Annotated in this window: 18 protein-coding genes and 1 other annotated feature; all 18 genes read left to right on the top strand. The window is 58.4% G+C overall.

The genetic code is table 11. The features are described 5' to 3' along the window. The first annotated feature begins 19 nt into the window (after positions 1-19). The 18 genes from K6U75_01045 (at position 20) to K6U75_00960 (ending at position 16110) form a co-directional block, all read left to right on the top strand. A complete protein-coding gene (locus K6U75_01045) occupies positions 20-1207 on the top strand; it encodes a PmoA family protein (GenBank protein ID MCL6473628.1) in 1188 nt (395 codons plus the stop codon). A gap of 54 nt (positions 1208-1261) precedes the next feature. Continuing rightward, positions 1262-1882, top strand: coding sequence for an ABC transporter ATP-binding protein (locus tag K6U75_01040; GenBank protein MCL6473627.1), 621 nt, complete (start codon positions 1262-1264; stop codon positions 1880-1882). Further along, positions 1806-2540: a heme exporter protein CcmB gene (locus tag K6U75_01035; protein MCL6473626.1), complete on the top strand. Its 735-nt coding sequence runs from the start codon at positions 1806-1808 to the stop codon at positions 2538-2540. The genes K6U75_01040 and K6U75_01035 overlap by 77 nt, the downstream gene beginning before the upstream one ends. Positions 2541-2543: 3 nt before the next feature. Continuing rightward, entirely contained in the window at positions 2544-3245 is a 702-nt protein-coding gene (locus K6U75_01030; protein ID MCL6473625.1) for a cytochrome c biogenesis protein, read from the top strand. After that, the gene (locus tag K6U75_01025; protein MCL6473624.1) at positions 3242-3370 is read left to right on the top strand and encodes a CcmD family protein; all 129 of its coding nucleotides are present in this window, start codon (positions 3242-3244) and stop codon (positions 3368-3370) included. Before K6U75_01030 ends, K6U75_01025 begins: the two co-directional genes overlap by 4 nt. Further along, complete coding sequence (locus tag K6U75_01020) at positions 3367-3759, top strand: cytochrome c maturation protein CcmE (protein MCL6473623.1); 393 nt, start codon at positions 3367-3369, stop codon at positions 3757-3759. The genes K6U75_01025 and K6U75_01020 overlap by 4 nt, the downstream gene beginning before the upstream one ends. Next, positions 3756-6098 carry a cytochrome c biogenesis protein CcsA gene (gene ccsA, locus K6U75_01015; protein ID MCL6473622.1) on the top strand — a complete coding sequence of 781 codons (2343 nt, stop codon included), beginning with the start codon at positions 3756-3758 and terminating at the stop codon, positions 6096-6098. The genes K6U75_01020 and ccsA overlap by 4 nt, the downstream gene beginning before the upstream one ends. 6 nt (positions 6099-6104) lie before the next feature. Beyond that, complete coding sequence (locus tag K6U75_01010; GenBank protein MCL6473621.1) at positions 6105-6449, top strand: aspartate 1-decarboxylase; 345 nt, start codon at positions 6105-6107, stop codon at positions 6447-6449. Between the two features lie 18 nt (positions 6450-6467). Beyond that, complete coding sequence (locus tag K6U75_01005; protein ID MCL6473620.1) at positions 6468-8192, top strand: carbon starvation protein A; 1725 nt, start codon at positions 6468-6470, stop codon at positions 8190-8192. A 123-nt stretch (positions 8193-8315) separates the two neighbouring features. Further along, entirely contained in the window at positions 8316-8888 is a 573-nt protein-coding gene (locus tag K6U75_01000; protein MCL6473619.1) for a PEP-CTERM sorting domain-containing protein, read from the top strand. A gap of 269 nt (positions 8889-9157) precedes the next feature. Then, positions 9158-9421 (top strand) — a binding site (T-box leader). Between the two features lie 54 nt (positions 9422-9475). Then, entirely contained in the window at positions 9476-11266 is a 1791-nt protein-coding gene (gene ilvB / locus K6U75_00995) for a biosynthetic-type acetolactate synthase large subunit (protein MCL6473618.1), read from the top strand. Positions 11267-11280: 14 nt separating this feature from the next. Beyond that, positions 11281-11796, top strand: coding sequence for an acetolactate synthase small subunit (gene ilvN, locus K6U75_00990; protein MCL6473617.1), 516 nt, complete (start codon positions 11281-11283; stop codon positions 11794-11796). Between the two features lie 13 nt (positions 11797-11809). Further along, positions 11810-12148, top strand: a complete 339-nt coding sequence (locus K6U75_00985; GenBank protein MCL6473616.1) for a hypothetical protein — start codon at positions 11810-11812, stop codon at positions 12146-12148. After that, complete coding sequence (locus K6U75_00980) at positions 12108-12365, top strand: hypothetical protein (protein MCL6473615.1); 258 nt, start codon at positions 12108-12110, stop codon at positions 12363-12365. The genes K6U75_00985 and K6U75_00980 overlap by 41 nt, the downstream gene beginning before the upstream one ends. A gap of 1 nt (position 12366) precedes the next feature. Continuing rightward, on the top strand, positions 12367-13386 hold the full coding sequence (gene ilvC / locus K6U75_00975; GenBank protein MCL6473614.1) for a ketol-acid reductoisomerase: 1020 nt from the start codon (positions 12367-12369) through the stop codon (positions 13384-13386). A 57-nt stretch (positions 13387-13443) separates the two neighbouring features. Continuing rightward, a complete protein-coding gene (locus tag K6U75_00970) occupies positions 13444-15015 on the top strand; it encodes a 2-isopropylmalate synthase (protein MCL6473613.1) in 1572 nt (523 codons plus the stop codon). A 1-nt stretch (position 15016) separates the two neighbouring features. After that, entirely contained in the window at positions 15017-15460 is a 444-nt protein-coding gene (locus tag K6U75_00965) for a hypothetical protein (GenBank protein ID MCL6473612.1), read from the top strand. 23 nt (positions 15461-15483) lie between these two features. Further along, positions 15484-16110, top strand: a complete 627-nt coding sequence (locus K6U75_00960) for an NYN domain-containing protein (GenBank protein MCL6473611.1) — start codon at positions 15484-15486, stop codon at positions 16108-16110. Positions 16111-16221: the final 111 nt, after the last annotated feature.

Raw genomic sequence — 16221 nt, 5'->3', positions numbered from 1 at the left:
GCATGATGGAGGAGATGCCATGCGTCTCGCAGTGTTCGCTGGTTGGGTGTTGTTCTGTATCGCCACTACCGCTGTGTGGGGGGCGGGCACCGAAATGCGCCTGAGTGTGCAAACAAAGGGAAACGCCCCCACTCTTGTCATCGCGAGCCTGCCTTCCGCGGTGAGAACGAACGAGGTACGCCTGCTCCTGCTGCCCCAGCGCACGGAAGTGCCCTGTGACGTTCGGCTCGCGGAAAAAGGCGTGCGCCAGCTGGTGTGGATACATCCGGGAGGTAAGCGCGATTACGTGGTGGAAGCGAAAACCCCTTCCTGCCCCACGCTCTGGCAAGCCCGGCTGAAAGAGAATGCCCTTGAAATCACTCGTGAGGGCAAGCTGGTAACCCGATACGTGTTCTCCGGTGCTGCCAAACCCTACCTCTATCCCATCCATCCACCAACCGGTGTGCCCATGACTCGCGCCTACCCGATGGAACAGCGCGAGGGCGAATCCACCGACCACCCGCACCAGAAATCTTTCTGGTTCACGCACGGCGACGTGAACGGCGTGGACTTCTGGGGAGAGGGCGAAGGCAAGGGACGCATTGTACACCGCGAGTTCGCAGACATCTCCGGTGGGCGCGTGGGCACGTTCATCACCACACGCAACGAGTGGCGTAGCCCACAGGGACAGGTACTCTGCACCGATACGCGCGAGGTGTGCGTGTACGACATGGACGACCTGCGCATCATCGACCTCACCGTAACCATTCGCGCAGGCGACCAGCCGGTACGCTTCGGCGACACCAAGGAGGGCACATTCGGTATCCGCATCCCCACCAGCATGGAACTGCGTCGTGGCAAGGGAGCGATACTCACTGCGGAAGGCAAGCGCGACAAGGAGGCATGGGGCACACGTGCCGTCTGGTGCACCTACAGCGGCGACATCGGAGGCGAGATATACAGCATCTCGGTGTTTGACCACCCGGGCAACCCGCACCATCCCACCTGCTGGCACGTGCGCGATTATGGACTGTTCGCCGCCAATCCGTTCGGCTGGCACGACTTCCAGAACAATCCAAACGTGGACGGCAGTATCACCGTGCCTGCAGGTGGACAGATAACGTTTCGCTACCGCACCATCTTCGCCAGGGGAGCAATACCTGCAGAAAGGTTGAACGCACTGTACGAGGCGTTCGCTACGCCGGCAAAGGTAGACATCGCTCGGTAGAGTATCGACTTTTTTCTGTGGCTACATTTCGGGTATACTTTGCTTGAAGAAGTGATGAAATGGCAGATTGTGCTTCGACGGGTGGGCAAGGTTTTCGACGAGCGCACGGTACTGCGCGACATATCGGCGACTATGACCGCCCCCGGAGCATGGATTATATCGGGACCAAACGGCAGCGGTAAGAGCACCCTGCTTCGCATCATTGCGGGGCTACTGACGCCCACCGAAGGCGAGGTGCTGTACCTTTACAATGGAGAACGGCTGACAGCACGTCAGCAGAGGCAAGCAGTTGGCGTGGTTGCTCCAGACATGGCGCTCTATCGCCCTCTTACCGCGCTGGAGAACCTGCGGTTTTTCGCGCGGGCGCGCGGACTGTCGTTACGGGACAGCGACCTGCTGGAGTGGCTGGAGAGGGTGCAGCTGCGCTCACGGGCGCATGACCCGGTTGCCACCTTCTCCACCGGCATGGTGCAGCGTCTGAAGGTGATTACCGCGTTGCTGCACCGTCCGCCCCTGCTGTTGCTGGACGAGCCGGGCAGCAATCTGGACGAAGCAGGCGCCAGGTTCATCTATCAAACGGTCAAAGAGCACGCGGAACATGGCATCGTGGTTATCGCTACCAACGACACCCGAGAGCTGGGCTACGGTGAACCGCTCATCCAGCTGGGCAAATGAAGCGGTAGCAGTCTTTGCAAAGGACTGGCTGCTGGAGCTGCGCACACGAGTGGCCCTGGGTGCGGTGGTGCTGTTTGCGGTCACATCGGTCGTGGCGTCTGGCTTCGCGCTGGCACCGCCATCGGGTGTGCCCGCCGAGGTCAAAGCGGCTCTGCTGTGGGTGGTTATCTTCTTCGCGGCGGTGGCGGGTCTGTCGCGTGTGTTCGTCGTGGAAGAGGAGACTCGTACGGCAGACGCCCTGAGGTTAGCGGTGTCCCCGGCTGGAGTCTTTGCGGGCAAGCTGGCATTCAACACGGTACTGATGTGGACGTTGTGTGCGATAACGGTGCCGCTGTATCTCCTGCTGTTAGAAGCGCCGTTACGGAATGTGAGCCTTCTGGTGGTGGTCGTTGCGTTGGGAAGCACTGCGCTGGCATGTGCCACGACAGCGGTGGGCGCGATAGTGGCTAAAGCCACGATGCGTGGAGCCTTATTTGGCGTTCTCGCGTTTCCAGTAGCCTTACCGCCCTTGCTGGTAGCTATCCACGCCACCAAGGCGGCGTGGCTCAGCGACAGTGCGTGGCGAGTGGCAGCAGGCGACCTGCAGGTGCTGGCGGGATTTATGCTGGTGATTGTGCCCGCGTCTGTGCTGGTATTTGAACATATCTGGAGCGAGTAGATGATGAACAGAACCATTCAGATACTCACAGGCATCTGGATTGCAGGTGTGACGGTTGCTGCGTTCCTTTGGTTGCCGCCCGCGGAGGGGTTTCGCAGTCCCGAAACCGCACGAATCGTCGTTTTCCATGTGCCCTGTGCTATCCTTACCTTCGTTGCCTTTCTCGTCAACGCGGTGTACTCGTGGAAATATCTGCGCTCGCGCGACCCGCTGACCGATAGCCAAGCCAACGCAGCGGCGGAGCTGGGGATGCTCTTCGCGGTGCTGGCAACGGTAACCGGCTCGCTGTTCGCGATGGAACAGTGGGGCAGCGCGTGGAACTGGGATCCGCGCGAGACCTCCATTGTGATGCTGATGCTGGTATACGCGGCGTATTTCGTGTTACGTGGCGCGGTGGAAGAGAAGAGCAAACGGGCACGCCTCTCGGCAGCATACGCCTTACTGGCTTTCCCGGCAATGGTCTTTCTCATCTGGATCTTGCCTCGCGTCGTGGAATCGTTGCACCCGACAAACACGCTGTTCTCTCGCTCGGGGCTGGACACGGAGTACCGCATTACCCTGTGGAGCTTCTTCGCGGGGCTGATGGCGATTTTCGTATGGATGTTTCGGCTGAGACTGCGGGTGGAACTGGCGGAGGCTCGCCTGCGCCAGCAAAGCCAGCGCGTGACGCAACCTGAATCCCAACTGGCTGGAGAAATACGATGAACCCACTACTGACATACATGATTATCCCGTTGGTGGTATGGGCAGGTATATTCAGCTACCTGTTCTGGCTGGACATGCGCCTGCGGGCACTGGAAAAACGGTTCGAAGAGGAGGGACATCGGTGAAAAAGGCTTACCTTTTCGCCATGGGTTTCATCGCGCTGGGTCTATTTTTGGCAGGGCGCGCGATGATGGAGACCATAGTGCCTTATGTGTCGGTAGCCGAGGCGCGAGAAAGCACCCGAAAGGTGCAGGTGAAAGGACAGCTGGTACAGGGGTCCGTACAGATAGACCATACCCGACTGCAGACTCGGTTCACCATACAGGATGCCAAAGGTGACCTCCTGCCTGTGGTGCATCCCAAGCTGGCTCAAGGCAACATCCAGGATGCCACAGAGGTGGTAGCCATCGGGCAGATGAAGGGCGACGTGTTCGTCGCGGAAAAAATCCTGTACAAGTGCCCATCGAAGTATCAGGGCAAGGAGATGCAGGAATATCAGGAGAGCTCACAATGAACACCGCGGAATGGGGACGGCTTGTTATCTATCTCGGCGCGGCGGGCGCGGTGACAGCAACCGTGCTGTTTGCGCTCGCTGCCAGGCAGGAAGGATGGCTCGTGTGGGCACGGCGGACGTATGCCCTTGCCGTTTTCAGTGCAGTAACAGCATTTGGCATCCTGATCCTGCTTTGTATGCGCAGCGATTTCAGCGTGGTGTACGTCGCCAACTTCAGCTCCAGCGACCTGCCCTGGTACTACAAACTCTCTTCGGCTTGGGCGGGGCAGGAGGGCAGCTTCCTGCTGTGGGCGTTCTGGACAGCCCTGCTGGGACTGCCTCTCATACGCCGACTGCAACGCTATGAACCGCTGACGATGGCGGTGTACAGCAGTATCCTCGCCTTCCTGATGGCGATACTGACCAAACAATCGCCATTTCTGCAGTACCCGCCCAGCGAGGTGCCGCCCGAGGGCATGGGGCTGAATCCGCTTCTGCAGAACTACTGGATGGCCATACATCCGCCGGTTATCTTCATCGGTTTTGCCGCGCTTGCCATCCCCTTCTCCATTGCCGTGGCGGCACTGCTGCGTAAGGACTGGGATGGCTGGGCGCAAATCGCCATGCCATTCGTCATCCTGTGCTGGGTGACTCTGGGCGCAGGGTTGATACTGGGCGGCTACTGGGCTTATGTGACGCTCGGATGGGGCGGCTTCTGGGCATGGGACCCGGTGGAAAACTCTGCATTGGTGCCCTGGATTGTGATTACCGGGCTGATTCATGGGCTGATGTTGCAGCGTCATCGCGGTGGGCTGCACCGCTCTAACCTGCTGATGGCTCTGCTCGGCGCGCCCCTGTTCTTCTATGGAACCTACATGACACGCAGCGGCGCGCTTGCGGAATCGTCGGTGCACGCCTTTGACGCACTGGCGAAGGGGGCACTCGGGCTGGTAGTTGCCATGCTGCTCACCTACACCGTGGGCGGGCTTGGACTGTGGCTGGTCCGTCTGCGCAGCATTCCCGCAAAGCAGACCGCGGAAGGCTTCCTGTCGCGCGATATGGCGTTCTCGCTGGGCATCATTTCGCTCGTGCTCATTGCGGGGCTAACGCTGATCGGTGCGTCGATGCCCATCATTTCGTTGCTCATTGCGAAACAGAGTAGCGCTGTGGAAATCCGATACTACCACATCGCCAATGCACCGTTTGCCTACCTGATGCTGTTACTGCTGGGGCTGGTGCCGTTCCTGAGCTGGCGAAAGGTCGATAACACCGATGCGTTTCTGGAGCGCATTTCGGCACCCTGGTACGCCACGCTGGTGATCGGGTTGGTAGTCGCCTTCCTGTCGTACTTTATGCGGTTGCCTGTGGCACTCGGAGTGTTCTTCCTGATGCTGCTGGCGACTTTCACCATCCTGTCCAATGCGATACTGGTCTGGCGTCTGGCAAAGCAAAGCCCGATGAGCATCGGGGGCTACCTGACCCATGTGGGTGTGGGGCTGGTGCTTGTGGGATCTGCTGCCAGCGCGTTTTACGAGCAGAAGGGACAGGCTGTCATCACCAACGGCATCACCGCTCAGATGTTCGGCTACAAAGTGAGCTACGCGGGCATGACCCATCCCGATGAGGAGATGGGCAAGGATAACGCCGTGCGCTTGAAGTTCGAACATTTGAAGGGAGGCAAGAGCTTCGAAGCGCGCCCTGTATACTATTTCGACACCCACAACCCCATGCAGCCGCGCCGCGTGGCGGAGCCATATGTCCATAAGCACCCCCTGTACGACCTTTACATCGCTATCGGAAGTGACGGGGCAGGGGTCATCGAACGAGTGGAAGACCGCGGTAAAAGCCTGCCTATCCGTCGAGGCGAGACCAAGAAGATGGGTGATTACACCATCCACTTCAAGAGCTTTCAGGTAAAGGGCGCGATGGGCGACGCCGACATGAGCATCGGCGCAGTGCTTGATGTAGAATATAAGGGAAAGAAGACGGAGCTGGTGCCCGAGGCGGTGTTGGGCAAGGGTTCCAAGCCTGTCAATCTTCCCGGTGGCGGACAGGTCGTGCTGTATCCCGACGAGATTAACGCCAACGAACGCATGGTTGTCCTGCGCTTCGCGGGGATGCCTGGGCAGACCACCATGCCCGACCATGTGCTCGTGCCGGTGGAGGTCAAGATGAAACCGCTCATCAACCTCGTGTGGCTCGGCACGATACTGATGATGCTCGGCGGAGGAATAGCTATGCGACGTCGGTTCGTCGAGCTGCAGCAGGAGCAACAGGAACCCGTTACAGCACCGGTTGAGGTGGGTAAACAGCCCAAAGCCCGCACGAGGCCGGCTCCGGGGGTCACAGGAGGACATTAGCGCATGGTGCTTCGGCAGATGCTGAAAAGCAAAATCCACCGTGCTACCATCACCGAAGCAAACGTGGACTATATCGGCAGTATTACCATCGACTCCGACCTGATGGAGCGAGTAGACCTTCTGCCGGGCGAGCTCGTACACGTGTGGGATCTGACCAATGGCGAGCGGTTCGAAACTTACGCTATCGCCGGAGAGCCGGGTAGCGGGGTCATTTGCGTCAACGGTGCTGCTGCGCTCAAAGTGTCGGCAGGGCACAAAGTGATTATCGCCGCGTTCGCCCTTGCCGACGAGCCCATCACTCCACGCATCATCCTCGTGGACGACAGCAATCGCTTTGTGAAATATTTGTAGAAGGGGGGAGAACTCGTATTGCCGGCGGTTTGGGTAATAGCCTTCGTGGCGGTTGTGTTGCTCGTCGCGTATCGATGGTACGGTACTTTCCTGGTCAAACGGGTTTTTGGAGTTGACGACGCTTCCCCTACCCCAGCCCACACGCTGAGAGACGATGTGGACTACGTGCCCGCGCCTGCGCCGGTGCTGTTCGGACACCATTTCGCTTCTATCGCCGGGCTGGGGCCTCTTCTGGGACCGGCTATTGCTGTGGTTTGGGGATGGCTCCCTGCGCTCATCTGGATTGTGATAGGAAGCATCTTCATCGGCGCAGTGCATGATGCTGGTTGTCTGGTCGCCTCCATACGAAACCGGGCGCGTTCCATCGCCGATGTTACCGCCGATGTCATGGGGCATCGTGCCCGCACGTTGTTTTTGCTGTTCGCCATTTTCGCCCTCTCGCTGGCAATGGGAGTGTTTGTCGTCAATATCTCGACCCTGTTTGCACCGGGCGCAGGTGCGGCAGAAGGAGGACACGTTCCTCAAGCCGTTCTGCCCAGCACGATGCTCATTGTGATTGCACTGGTGGTCGGTGTTCTGCATTACCGCGTGCGCTTACCGCTGGCTCCTCTGACCGTTGGGGCGGTTGCCTTGAGCCTGCTTTTCATCTGGATAGGTGTGAGGCTCCCAGTAACCGGTGTGGCAGGCATCAGCCTGAATCCGCAACGTTGGACGTATGCGCTGATGCTTTATGCCTTCGTGGCTTCCATCCTGCCTGTATGGCTTTTGCTACAACCGCGGGACTACGTGAACTCTTTCCAGCTCTATCTGGGCATGGTGCTGCTGTTCGTGGGAACGGTGGCGGGTAGTCCGCAGATGGTCGCGCCTGCGGTCAATGCTTCGGCACAGGGGCTACAACCGCTGTTTCCCATGCTGTTTATCACCGTAGCCTGCGGAGCGGTATCCGGTTTTCACGCACTGGTAGCTTCAGGTACCACTTCCAAGCAGCTGTCGAAGGAGAGCCACGTACAGCCTGTGGCTTACGGGGGTATGCTCACCGAAGGCTTGCTGGCGACGCTGGCACTGGTGAGCGTATCGGCGGGCTTTGGCTCCTTTGGTGAATGGTCCAGCCGCTACGCCGACTGGAAATCCGCAGGTACTCACGCCCTGTCCAACTTCGTTCACGGTGCAGGGGTCATTATCTCGTCCTGCGGCTTGCCTTTAGACCTGGCAAAAGTGTTCATCGCCACGGTGGCGGTGGGCTTCGCTCTAACAACGCTGGACAGCGGCACGCGCCTCATCCGCTACAACATTCAGGAGCTTGGCGGCGCGTGGAGACTTTCTGTGTTGCAACGTCCGCTGGTGGCTACCGCCGTTGCTGTTTGCTTCATCGGCGGGTTTGCACTGATGCGCTCGCCGGACCCCGTCACCGGTCAACTGAAGCCGCTGGGTTCTATTCTCTGGCAGCTGTTCGGCACATCCAATCAGTTGCTGGCGGGGCTATCGTTGCTGGTGGTATCGCTTTACTTGCGTGCACTTGGACGCGCCTCCGCCTATACTGCTGTACCAATGGCATTCATGCTGGTGGTGACCGTCAGCGCACTGCTCTGGAGCATGTGGAACTTCTGGAATCAGGGCAACTGGCTGCTTCTGAGTATCGCAGGCGTGATTTTGCTGCTGGCGATGTGGCTGGTGAAAGAAGCCATGCAAACGATACGACAATCCGTGTTTGCATTCAACGCTTTGCCCGTGAGTGATGATTAGCAAATTAAGATACAAATCAGGTATTATTTACGGCTTTTTCGAAAAAAGGCGGGCTTACCCCTTGTTTTGGCACGAATCTTGCACTATAGTAAGAATGGGTATGATTAGAAAGGAGGATGGAGTATGCGTAAGATAAAGGCTGTTCTGATAGCAGTAGGCGTGGCACTCACAGTGCCAGTGCTCGCAGGAACCCCCATACCTGAGGTCGAGCCCAATGATGCGTTCGGCACTGCTCAGCTGATTGCCCGCGGGCTATTCAATCCCACTGGCTCGGTGAGCATTCTGGGGAAGGTGAAGCCAGGTGATGTGGACTACTTCCAGATTCCCTTGCTGACCGGGGACTTTTTGGCTGTAAACCTCGTAACGCTACCCAATTCGCCCAGTGGAGCAAGCGCACTGGGTCTGTTCGACCCCGCAGGGAGCCTGGTTGCATATGACCTGTACACTCCCAACGTGCTTGCGGGCCTGGTGAACAGCAACGGCAACTGGCGAGTGGCAGTCAGTGGTTATCCCGATGTCGGTTCCACGTTCCTTGGCGACGACGGCATTCCGTTCAACGGCACGCATCCGCAGGATATCGACTATCTGCTCACGATTAGCCTGGTCCCCGTACCCGAGCCGGGTGGATTGCTGGCTCTGGGCACAGGTATCGCAGGGCTGTTGGGTTACTCGGTGCGGCGGCGTCGCACCAGCTAGTCCCGCCAGCGCAAAGCCTCCGTCTCCAGCAGCCCGTCCGAGGACGGGCTGCTGTGTTTTATCAGAAACCCACCAACGCCTTCTATGGTAAACAGGTATCGCTACGCGGTTCCTCCAAAGCCCATACCCTGGGATAAACGCTTAACGAAATGCTAACAAGGTTTTTCACTTCTATTCATGTTCGCGCCTCGCCAAACCTTGACAAACCGGCAGCATGTATGGTATAAATTATGCACCAATCAGAGCAATCCTATCGACAAGTTCATATCGGGAACGCGATGAAGAGGAGTAGTAGGCAGACGGCGGACTTACAGAGAGCTGCCGGTGGGTGCGAGGCAGTAGACGCCCCTGCCGAAACTCGCCTCGGAGCAGAGAGGCTGAAAGAGGAGGCATCTTGCAAGTAAGTCTCTCCGGGTGCGCCCGATATCGCGCAAGAGTGGCTCGCGCAGCCGTTAACGGTTTACTGTACCCGCCCTCCGGCGCGAGCAACAAGGGTGGTACCGCGTGAGGTCATAAAGCCTCTCGTCCCTTGAGGGATGAGAGGCTTTTGTAATATCAAGGCTACACAGAGGGAGGTCGTATTCAACATGGCAAAATGGTCTGGAGCACAAATCCTGCTGGAATGTCTGCGACAGGAAGGCGTGGAGCACATTTTCGGCTACCCGGGCGGCGCGGTCTTGCCCATCTACGACGCGCTGTACGACTACCGGGACATTCAACACATCCTGGTACGCCATGAGCAGGGAGCAGCGCACATGGCAGATGGTTATGCGCGCGCTACCGGCAAAGTGGGCGTATGTCTGGTCACCAGCGGTCCTGGAGCCACCAACCTCATCACCGGAATCGCCACCGCCCAAATGGATTCCATCCCCATGGTCGCGCTCACCGGGCAGGTGCGTACCACCTACATCGGCAAAGACGCTTTTCAGGAAACCGATGCCATCGGCATCTCCATGCCGATTACCAAACACAACTATCTGCTGCGGCGCACGGAAGACATTCCGCGCGTCATTGCCGAAGCCTTTTATATCGCGCGATCGGGGCGCCCCGGCCCTGTGCTTGTAGACATCCCTCTGGACGTCAGCCTTGGCAAGATAGAGTGGGACCCGTCTTCATATCAGAAGAACCCGGATATTCCCTCCTACCGCCCGACGTACAGGGGACACGAAATGCAGATTCGCAAAGCCGCTCAGGCGATTAAAGAGGCGAAACGCCCGGTGCTGTATGTAGGCGGTGGTGCGGTGCAATCGGGAGCACAGGCGGAGATAACCGAGCTTTCCGAGCGAACCAACATTCTGGTGACCACCACCCTGATGGGCAAAGGCGCCATCGACGAAACTCACCCGAATAGCCTGGGTATGCTGGGGATGCATGGCACTGCCTACGCCAACCACGCCGTGCATAACTGCGACCTGCTGATTGCGGTAGGAGCGCGTTTCGACGACCGCGTCACCGGCAAGCTGGACCAGTTCGCCAAGTACGCCAAGGTCATCCACATCGACATTGACCCGGCGGAAATCGGCAAGGTGGTGCACTGCGACATCCCCATCGTCGGTGATGTCAAGACGGTGTTACGGGAGCTGCTCAAATATGTGGAACCCCGCCCAGCCACCGAATGGAACCGCCAGATTATGGAATGGAAGCGAATGTTCCCGCTCGTCTACCCCAAAGACGGGCAGATGCACGCGGAGTACGTTATCGACGAAATCTGGCGGGTCACGGAGGGCAATGCGATTGTGACCACCGGTGTGGGGCAACACCAGATGTGGGCAGCGCAATACTACAAGGTCAAGCGTCCGCGCCAGTTTATCACCTCTGGTGGGCTGGGCACTATGGGCTTCGGATTGCCAGCCGCCATCGGCGTACAGCTCGCCCTACCCAACGAGAAGGTGGTGTGCATCGACGGCGATGGCTCCTTCCAGATGACCGTGCAGGAGCTGATGACCGCCGTGGTGTACGAACTGCCTATCGTGGTGGCGATTATCAACAACCGCTCGCTGGGCATGGTGCGCCAGTGGCAGGAACTGTTCTGGAGCGAACGATACAGCCATGTCGACCTGCAAGCCTCACCCGACTTTGTGAAGCTGGCAGAGGCATACGGGGCTATTGGCATGCAGGTGACCCGCGCGGAAGATGTGGAACCTGCCCTCCGAGAGGCGCTCAGCCAGAAACATAAGCCGGTGGTCATCGACTTCGTCGTGCCAACCGAAGAAAACGTCTACCCGATGATTCCCTCCGGGCAGAGCATCGAGCAGATGATGCTGCGCAAAGACCTTGAGCAGCTGCGCGTAACGGTGGACACCGACGGCGAACAATGGTCGTTTGCAGACCAGGAGGAAATCCTGAAACGGTTCGTGGAACAGCCCGCAAGGCAATAAGGGGTGCAGACGCAATGGCAGGGATAACGGATAACGGCAGAGAACACCAGCATACGATAACCGCGCTGGTGCAGAACCACCCGGGTGTGCTGGCAAGGGTGGCAGGATTGTTCGCGCGACGCGGGTTCAACATCGAGTCGCTGGCAGTCTCGGTGACCGAGAACCCCGAAATCTCGCGGATGACCATCGTGGCGCGAGGCGACGACCGTGTGCTCGAACAGATTACCAAGCAGCTCAATAAGCTGATAGAGGTCATCCGGGTGGTAGACTATGTGGAGCACACGGCGGTGGAACGCGAGCTCGCGCTCATCAAAGTAAACGCCGAGCCGAAGGACCGCTCGGAGATACTGCAACTGGCGGAGGTGTTTCGCGGTCGCGTCATCGACGTCAGCGAGAAGACATTCCTTATCGAGCTGACGGGCGGGCCGGAAAAGATCGATGCCTTTGCCCGTTTGATGGCGCCGTACGGCATTCGGGAAATGGCTCGTACCGGCGTCATTGCGATGGCACGGGGCACCAAGACCGCATGAAGGAGGCCTGGCGGTGCAGGAGATAATCACAGCGAAGCAGGTGGATACGCTGTTCCTTGCGCTGGCGATAGCCGGTCCCTTGCTTGGGGCAGGCATCGCATGGGCAAAGAGCAGGCGCGCTCTCACCGGTTTGCTGTGGGGATTGCTCCTCACCGCCAACTGGATACTCTGGCGTATCTACAATGCCATTACCGACCGGCTGGGGCTGGATACAGTGCGCAACCTGCTGGTGAACCTGGCGTTGTTTGTGGTGCTGGGTGCGATCGCAGGTTTTCTGGCGGCGCTCCGCGCAAAACGAAGGGAGGTATCCTATGGAGCTGGTGCGGGTGGTGGTCAAACGCCGCAACACTGATGGCACCTCGGAGTTGGACATCCATCTGCAGACCACTCCAACAGGTAGTCTATTAGCAGGTGCGACGGTGCTGTGGATAGGAACGAAGGTATTCCGGATGCTCAAACGTCGCTGGTGGCTGCCTGTAGGCGTCGGAGTAGCGATGCTGGCTCTGCGCCAGTTGACTTCGGCAAATAAGCACCAACAAGTTCAAGAAGAGACATGCGAGGAGGAGTAAGATGGCACGGGTGTATTATGATGCAGACGCAGACCTGAGCATCTTGCAGGACAAAACGATTGCGGTTGTGGGATACGGAAGTCAGGGTCATGCACACGCGCAGAACCTGCGCGACAGCGGTGTGAAAGTGATTGTGGGGCTGCGCCCGGGAAAGTCATGGAACCGCGCGAAAGAGGACGGTTTTGATGTGTACGAGGTGGACGAAGCCACCCGCCGCGCCGATATTATCATGATACTGGTCAATGACGAGTTTCAAGCCGCGCTGTACGAGAGCAAAATCGCCCCGAACCTGAAAGAGGGCAGCGCGCTTGCTTTCGCGCACGGTTTCAACATCCACTTCCACCAGATTATCCCGCCGAAGACAGTGGATGTGTTTATGGTCGCCCCAAAGGGACCGGGACATCTGGTGCGCAGAATGTACACGGAAGGCGTCGGAACGCCGTGCCTGATTGCTGTATATCAGGATGCCACCGGCAAGGCACGCGACCTTGCCCTCGCCTACGCCAAAGCTCTGGGAGGCACCCGTGCGGGCGTCATTGAGACCACCTTTAAGGAAGAGACCGAAACCGACCTGTTTGGCGAACAGGTGGTGTTGTGCGGTGGAACCACTGCACTGGTGAAGGCGGCTTTTGAGACCCTTGTGGCGGCTGGCTATCAGCCCGAGGTGGCATATTTTGAGTGCCTTCATGAGCTGAAGCTCATTGTGGACCTGATGTACGAATCCGGCATCACGGGAATGCGCTACTCCATCTCCGACACCGCCCAGTATGGCGACATGACGCGCGGTCCGCGCATCATCAACGAACAGGTGCGCGAGGAGATGCAACGTATCCTGAAGGAGATTCAGACCGGACAATTCGCTAAGGAATGGATTCTGGAGAACAGGGCAAACCGTCCGGTTTTCCGTGCCCTCGCCGCCGCTGACGAGAACCATCCCATCGAGCAGGTAGGGCGGCAGCTGCGTGCGATGATGCCATGGTTGAAGAAACCGGCGGTAAAACCGGAAGATTTACAAAAGTAACGGGACAAACGGGGTGCAGCATAAGCCTGTAAGCCCCAAAAGGACAGGTGATGAATCATGAGCAGTGATGGGGTACGTATCTACGTCTTTGACACCACCCTGCGCGATGGAGAACAATCTCCGGGCGCATCGCTGAACGTGGAGGAGAAAATCGAAATAGCCCGTCAGCTGGAACGTCTTGGCGTGGACGTGATCGAAGCCGGGTTCCCCATCTCCTCACCCGGCGACTTTCGCGCGGTCAACGAGGTCAGCAAAATCGTGCAGAACGCAGCGGTGTGTGGGCTTACCCGCGCCGTGCATAAGGACATTGAAGTCGCTGCAGAGGCGCTGAAGCCCGCCAAACGCCCGCGCATTCATACCGGTCTCGGTGTCTCCGATATCCACCTCAAGTACAAGCTGCGCATGTCGCGTGAGGAAGCGCTGGAGCGCGGCGTGGACGCGGTCAAGTTCGCCCGCCGCTTCGTGGACGAGGTGGAATACTTCCTCGAGGACGCCGGGCGTGCTGACCCCGAATACATCTACCGCGTGATTGAAGCCGTTATCGACGCGGGAGCCACCGTGATTAACGTGCCCGACACCACAGGCTATACCGTGCCCGAGGAGTTCGGTGCGCTCATTCGCGGCATTATGAACAACGTGCCCAACATCGACAAAGCCATCGTCTCGGTACACTGCCACGACGATTTAGGCATGGCAACCGCCAATACGCTGGCTGGAGTGCTGAACGGTGCGCGACAGGTAGAAGTCACCATCAACGGCATCGGCGAGCGCGCGGGTAATACCTCGCTGGAAGAGGTGGTCATGGCGATACACACCCGCAAGGACGTGTTCAAAGACATGTACACGGGCATCAACACCACCGAAATCTACAAGACCAGCCGCCTGGTCAGCACCCTGACGGGCATTCTGGTGCCGCCGAACAAAGCCATCGTGGGCGCGAACGCCTTTGCGCACTCGTCAGGCATCCATCAGGACGGCGTGCTGAAGGAGCGTACCACCTACGAGATTATCGATCCGCGCACGGTTGGCATTACCGAAAGCAAGATTATCCTCACCGCACGAAGCGGAAGGCATGGTGTACGCCACCGGCTGGAAGAGCTCGGCTACCGTCTGGAAAACGAGCAATTCGAGCGCATCTACGAAAAGTTCCTCGAACTGGCAGACAAGAAAAAGCAGGTGTACGACGAGGATTTGGAGGCTCTGGTTGCCGACGCCGCTTCTACGGTGGTGCAAACCTATGAGCTGGTGCACGTGCAGGCACTGGCAGGCGACAAGATAGTGCCCACCGCTACGGTGAAGCTGCGTCACGCCAACGGCGAAGAGCGTACCGCAACCGCCACTGGCACGGGGCCCGTTGACGCTGCCTACAGCGCGATTAATAATATCGTGCAGGCACCCAACGAGCTGCTCGAATTCACCATGCAGGCTGTCACAGAAGGCATCGATGCCATGGCAGAGGTAACGGTGCGCGTTCGGGGGCAGGAAGGCGATGTGTTTACCGGCAGAGGCTCCGCCACCGATATCGTGGTTGCCAGCGCGAAGGCGTACGTACAGGCATTGAATAAGCTCCTGGACAAGCGGTCGGGCGGGCGACGCACCGCCATGGCCGAAGAGCTGGAACACGTGTGACATGAACCACTGGCAAACAGCTTTGGGAATGCTTCAGGTGTACCTGCCGTCCATAGGGCTGTTTTTTGTGGGCGGCTTGCTGGGGCACGGCATCGCCAATCGGCTGGGGTTCTCCCTGCGTGCCGAATGGACGCGCTGGATGACCACGCTATACCTGTTCAGCCTGCTCATCCCCTTGCCGTTGTGGGTGGAGGGTTCCCTGTTCTACGGGAATCTCTGGCTTGTCTACGCCCTGTTGTCGCTGACTATCGGGATGGCGAGGGGGTTGGCGTTTCCTGAGCGCGAGGAACAACGCAGACGCACCCGTGAACGCCTGCAACGCGCGCGCGAGTCCATCCAGCAAAGCCTGGAGCAACCGCAAAACGAAAAAAGAACCTCCTTTCCCGGAGTTCGCCCGTTCATGCAGGAACACGTGGAGGCGATGTATAAAGGAAAAACAATCTAAAACGCACATTGAAAGGAGGCGCTATGTACTCACGCGACACGTGGAGGTACGAACGGGGCATTCTGATACGTCAGCCGCCCCTTCGCGTGAGCATCTTTGTGGATGGGGCGAATATGTATTACGCCCAGAAACGGTTGGGCTGGTTCATCGATTTTCGGAAGGTGCTGCACTTCTTCGGTCCAGCACAAAACAACGTGATTAGTGAGGCATACTATTATACTGGCGCGGACAGCGCGACCCTGGCTCGGGATATTCGGTTCCATGAGTATCTGATGTATTCCGGCTACATTGTGCGCACCAAGAACATTAAACAGGTGATTGACGACGCAACCGGTGAGATTGTAGAGAAGGCTAATCTGGACGTCGAGCTGGTTATCGACATGTTCAACACCGTCAACCTGTTTGACATGTGCGTGCTGATGAGCGGAGACGGCGACTTCGAGCGCGCACTGGAACTGTTGCGCTGTAAGGGCAAGCGGATAGCGGTGGTTGCTCATCCCGATATGACCGCGCGCGAACTGCGCAACGTGGTCGGGCGCAACTACTTCGACCTGCGCGAGATGGCTTCGCATATCGCACGCACCGACAGGATGCCGGAATACGATGAGGTCGCAATAGCGCGCGAATACATGCCGGAGGAAACGCAGTAATTACAGATGGACATGCCAAAACAAACAAACCAGAGTCTGAGATGCGGTTTCGTGCCGGTGAGAATACCGCGCACGCGACCGCGTCTCCTTCTGCCCTGCAACTGGCTCTCC

Source organism: Bacillota bacterium, assembly GCA_023511455.1.
Taxonomy (GTDB): Bacteria; Armatimonadota; HRBIN16; order HRBIN16; family HRBIN16; genus HRBIN16.
Note: the sequence above shows the minus strand (reverse complement) of the source record. Positions and strands in the feature narration are given on the sequence as shown.

Coding starts and splice junctions, on each gene's coding strand:
- K6U75_00980 (MCL6473615.1), top strand. CDS start 12,108: ATGGAGCTGGTGCGGGTGGTGGTCAAACGCCGCAACACTGATGGCACC.
- K6U75_00970 (MCL6473613.1), top strand. CDS start 13,444: ATGAGCAGTGATGGGGTACGTATCTACGTCTTTGACACCACCCTGCGC.
- ccsA (MCL6473622.1), top strand. CDS start 3,756: ATGAACACCGCGGAATGGGGACGGCTTGTTATCTATCTCGGCGCGGCG.
- ilvN (MCL6473617.1), top strand. CDS start 11,281: ATGGCAGGGATAACGGATAACGGCAGAGAACACCAGCATACGATAACC.
- K6U75_00965 (MCL6473612.1), top strand. CDS start 15,017: ATGAACCACTGGCAAACAGCTTTGGGAATGCTTCAGGTGTACCTGCCG.
- K6U75_01030 (MCL6473625.1), top strand. CDS start 2,544: ATGAACAGAACCATTCAGATACTCACAGGCATCTGGATTGCAGGTGTG.
- K6U75_01035 (MCL6473626.1), top strand. CDS start 1,806: ATGGCATCGTGGTTATCGCTACCAACGACACCCGAGAGCTGGGCTACG.
- K6U75_00960 (MCL6473611.1), top strand. CDS start 15,484: ATGTACTCACGCGACACGTGGAGGTACGAACGGGGCATTCTGATACGT.
- ilvC (MCL6473614.1), top strand. CDS start 12,367: ATGGCACGGGTGTATTATGATGCAGACGCAGACCTGAGCATCTTGCAG.
- K6U75_01040 (MCL6473627.1), top strand. CDS start 1,262: ATGAAATGGCAGATTGTGCTTCGACGGGTGGGCAAGGTTTTCGACGAG.
- ilvB (MCL6473618.1), top strand. CDS start 9,476: ATGGCAAAATGGTCTGGAGCACAAATCCTGCTGGAATGTCTGCGACAG.
- K6U75_01025 (MCL6473624.1), top strand. CDS start 3,242: ATGAACCCACTACTGACATACATGATTATCCCGTTGGTGGTATGGGCA.
- K6U75_01045 (MCL6473628.1), top strand. CDS start 20: ATGCGTCTCGCAGTGTTCGCTGGTTGGGTGTTGTTCTGTATCGCCACT.
- K6U75_01000 (MCL6473619.1), top strand. CDS start 8,316: ATGCGTAAGATAAAGGCTGTTCTGATAGCAGTAGGCGTGGCACTCACA.